The organism is Longimonas sp. (genome assembly GCF_046498435.1).
Taxonomy (GTDB): domain Bacteria; phylum Bacteroidota; class Rhodothermia; order Rhodothermales; family Salinibacteraceae; genus Longimonas.
This window is the reverse complement of sequence record NZ_JAWOAR010000279.1, coordinates 1-3,477: the sequence shown is the minus strand read 5'-3', so window position 1 is coordinate 3,477 and position 3,477 is coordinate 1. Positions and strand designations below refer to the sequence as shown.

Here is a 3,477-nt window from a genome sequence, read left to right as displayed (position 1 = left end):
CTCACGTTTTGCATCGGACTGCCGTCGAAGTTGCCGACCCACACGGCCACAGTGTGCTGCGGCGTGTAACCGACCGTCCAGTTGTCGCGGTAGTCTTTCGATGTGCCCGTTTTGACTGCCACCGGAAACGGAAGCTCCAGCGGCGTCTCGACTCCAAATCCGGGCGCACGAGCCTCCGCATCCGACAGCATGTCGGTGAGTTGGACGGTGGTTGCAGGTGCCAGCCCCAGGGCAGCAGGCGTAGGCTGTGTGTGATGCAGCGTATCGCCGGTGGCCGTGCGCGTCCACGTCCGAGCGTGAGCGGTCGGACGTGCACCGCCGCGTGCGAGTCCGGCATAGGCTTCGGCCAGGTCGATTAGCCGCACCTCGCCGTTGCCCAGCGCCAGCCCCACACCGTAGTGCGCGCCGGTGCGGTCGAGCGTGTCGAATCCGGCCTGCCGCAGCGTAGTCAGCAGTGCAGACGGGCCGATCTCACGGGCTACATACACCGCAGGTACGTTGTAGCTGGCGGCCAGCGCCTCGCGCAGGGGCACCGGGCCGTGGAACCGATTGTCGTAGTTCGAGGGCGTAAACGCGCCGCCTGCACTGGGCACATGCAGCGGAATATCGGGCAAGATGGATGCGGGGGTGTACGTGCGCTGGTCGAGCGTGTGGCCGTACAGGAAGGGTTTCAGCGTGCTGCCTGGCTGGCGCTGCATGCGCACGCCGTCGTTCTCTCCGGCAATGGCATCGTTCCAGAAGTTTCGGCTGCCCACGTATGCTCGGATCGCGCCGCGTTCGTTGTCGAGCACAAGCACCGCCGCGTTGGTCACATTCTGGTCGCGGAGGCGGTGCAGTCGGGTCTGCACGCGGGCCTCAATGCGGGCTTGCAGGGCAGCGTCGAGCGTGGTGCGCCACTCGCGGGCCGAGCGGGCGTCGTCGTTGGCGTTTTGCAGCAGCATGGTGGTGAAGTGCGGCGCGCGGCGCGTCTGCGACGGCTGCCGCACCCGAAGCGGCACATCGGCCCACTCTGCACTGTCGGCAGTGGTAATTACGCCGTGCTCCACCAGCGCTCCCAGCACATGCCGCTGACGCCGGGCTGCGCGTTCGGGGAAGCGGTATGGATTGTAGTAGCCCGGGCGTTGGGGCAGCCCCACCAGGTAGGTGCTCTGATGCGGCGTCAGGTCGCGTGCGGAGGTGCCGAAGTAGAGCCGCGCTGCGGCCTCAATGCCGTGCGCACGGTTGCCAAACGACACGCGGTTGAGCCACGTCTCCAGGATACGATCTTTCGACCAGCGCAGCTCCAGCCGCAGCGCCAGATGGGCCTCTGCCATTTTATTCCACCACGAGCGCTCGGGTCCTCCGCGTAGCGCTTTGGCCACCTGCATGGTAACCGTCGAGGCCCCCCGCACCACGCGTCCGGCCCGCAGATTGGCCCACGCCGACCCCAGCACGCTCAGCACATCGATGCCGATGTGCGTGTAGAACCGCTGGTCCTCGGTGGCAAGAAGCGCCTGCACCGCTACCGTATCCACATCGTTCAGGGAGACAGGGCGGTGGCGTCCGTTCGGGTAGAGGGTGCGTAGCGGCACGCCCTGACGATCGGTGATGCGCAGGGTCTGGGGCGCCTCGGGCGGCGGGGCTGGCAGCGGCCAGGCCAGCGTAAGCACACCTACAGCAAGCACCATCCCGGCCATGGCGTAGGGCGTGCGGAGCCAGATGAGCCAGCGAGAGGAGGACAGAGAGGCTAACACGAGCGCACGGTTTAGATGGTGAGGCAAGCAATCAGCTTTATGATACGAGACCCGCTGCGGACGTGCAATCCCGGGCGGTAATCCGGTACGCACACACGGTGCTTGTCTCGTACCTGCCGCATCCCTCTCATTTAACTTAATCGTATTATCACAACCCTTGTTTATGAGTAACCACATCCCTTCGTTGATCTGTGTGACTTCGCTCTCCACTGAAATGCAATAAAAAGGTAATTATGGATTTTTGTAGCCTAGAGCAAAATTAATCTTGTAATGAAAGTGCTTCCCAAAATAATTAGGTTGCAATAGTTATTTCAGGCAATTAAATACGTATTGGGAGTAGTGCGCTGTAACCTCCAGCGCTCTTCTCTTCTGAATGACACCATACGGAGGATTGGTGGTATACCCCGCAACGTAAGTTATCTACTTGTACTACCACGACGTCTGCTTATGAGCTACCGCACTCTTTCGTTGGACCCTAAGGCTTCGCATCTCCTGGTGATGGATCAGGATGCCGATTTTATGGAGAGCCTGCGCGGGTTTGCTGCCGAGCATGATCTGCAAAGTGCTACATTTCACGGGATTGGTGCATTTTCGAAGGCAACGATTGCATTTTTTGATCGTGAAGCGAAGGTGTATAATCCGATTGCAGTGGATCAGCAAGTTGAGGTACTACACGTAGCAGGCAACCTGACGTGGCACGAGGGCGATGTACGTGTGCATGCCCACGCCACGCTGGGCCGCCCGGATGGCTCCACATTAGGGGGGCATCTGGTCGATGCGACCGTGTGGCCGACGCTTGAACTGCAGTGCCAAACTTATACCACACGCGTTGAACGTGTACAGAACGAAGCGGTAGGGCTGCCGCTCATCCCGCAGACTTAAGAGCCTGCCAAGGATGAGCATCTGACGAGTCGCCTTTCCTCATGTCACTTTTGTCCCCCGTCTACTCACGTTGGCTATGAAAATTCCTGTATCCGACACACTGCTGGACGAAACAGCCGAAGGGGCGATTTCGGTGCCGCTTTCAGAGGAGGAAGCGGACTGGCTTACACGTCAGGCCGAGCAGAAAGACCTCTCGAAGCGTCAGTTTATTCGGTATATGATTAACCGGATCAAGGATGCGGAGGAAGCAGTGCAGCGCGGCAGGAAAGCGTAATGCCAACTCTGCGCGCTCTGTTGGGGGATGGAAGTATCGAAGGATGACGGGTGAACGAGAAGACATTCAGCCGTGCATCGACCTACTTGTCTGTCTACCCACACGAGGCTGAAGGCGGACTGACGACGTACATCTGGTGCGCTGTGGAGAGGCGATGCGACAATGCGGCAACCGAATTTGGTATGACGTAGCACCAGGATACCAGGGCCGCTTGCAACAAAAGATAAGAGATGGTTTCCTCGACAGCTCACCATGTCAGTATTTGTCGGAGATGATTTCAGGGCAACCGTCAAAACAAGGTTTAATACCAACTCCAGTTGCAACGTAGCTGTCATACGAAGGCAGTTATTAAGTAGACCTAAAAAAGTATCTTAGCAGGTATGTCCTTGCAACGAGAGGCTGCTGCCTTGCTCTGGATTACGATGTGAATTCGCTCCGCTCATTTCTGGACCGCGCTCTTCCGACCGCTGTCGGAATCGCTTGTCCAGGATGACGGGTTGGGGGAAGGCGCTGGGTTGAAAAGGCGCTGGGTTGAAAAGGCGCTGGGTTGAAAGTGATTGTTCTCACATTGAGCACTGCCCTTTCCCC

3 protein-coding genes are annotated in these 3,477 nt (G+C 59.1%); 2 read left to right on the top strand and 1 reads right to left on the bottom strand.

Annotation, left to right across the window (positions count from 1 at the left end):
- Positions 1-1,733 (bottom strand): penicillin-binding protein 1C (gene pbpC / locus R6U20_RS10950; RefSeq protein ID WP_410337894.1); only part of this gene is annotated, 1,733 nt, incomplete at its 3' end.
- A 447-nt stretch (positions 1,734-2,180) separates the two neighbouring features.
- Between pbpC and R6U20_RS10945 the strand changes: the two genes are divergently transcribed.
- Positions 2,181-2,615 carry a PPC domain-containing DNA-binding protein gene (locus R6U20_RS10945; protein WP_410337893.1) on the top strand — a complete coding sequence of 145 codons (435 nt, stop codon included), beginning with the start codon at positions 2,181-2,183 and terminating at the stop codon, positions 2,613-2,615.
- A 76-nt stretch (positions 2,616-2,691) separates the two neighbouring features.
- Positions 2,692-2,889 carry a hypothetical protein gene (locus R6U20_RS10940; protein WP_410337892.1) on the top strand — a complete coding sequence of 66 codons (198 nt, stop codon included), beginning with the start codon at positions 2,692-2,694 and terminating at the stop codon, positions 2,887-2,889.
- The last annotated feature ends 588 nt before the right edge of the window (positions 2,890-3,477 follow it).

Coding starts and splice junctions, on each gene's coding strand:
- R6U20_RS10945 (WP_410337893.1), top strand. CDS start 2,181: ATGAGCTACCGCACTCTTTCGTTGGACCCTAAGGCTTCGCATCTCCTG.
- R6U20_RS10940 (WP_410337892.1), top strand. CDS start 2,692: ATGAAAATTCCTGTATCCGACACACTGCTGGACGAAACAGCCGAAGGG.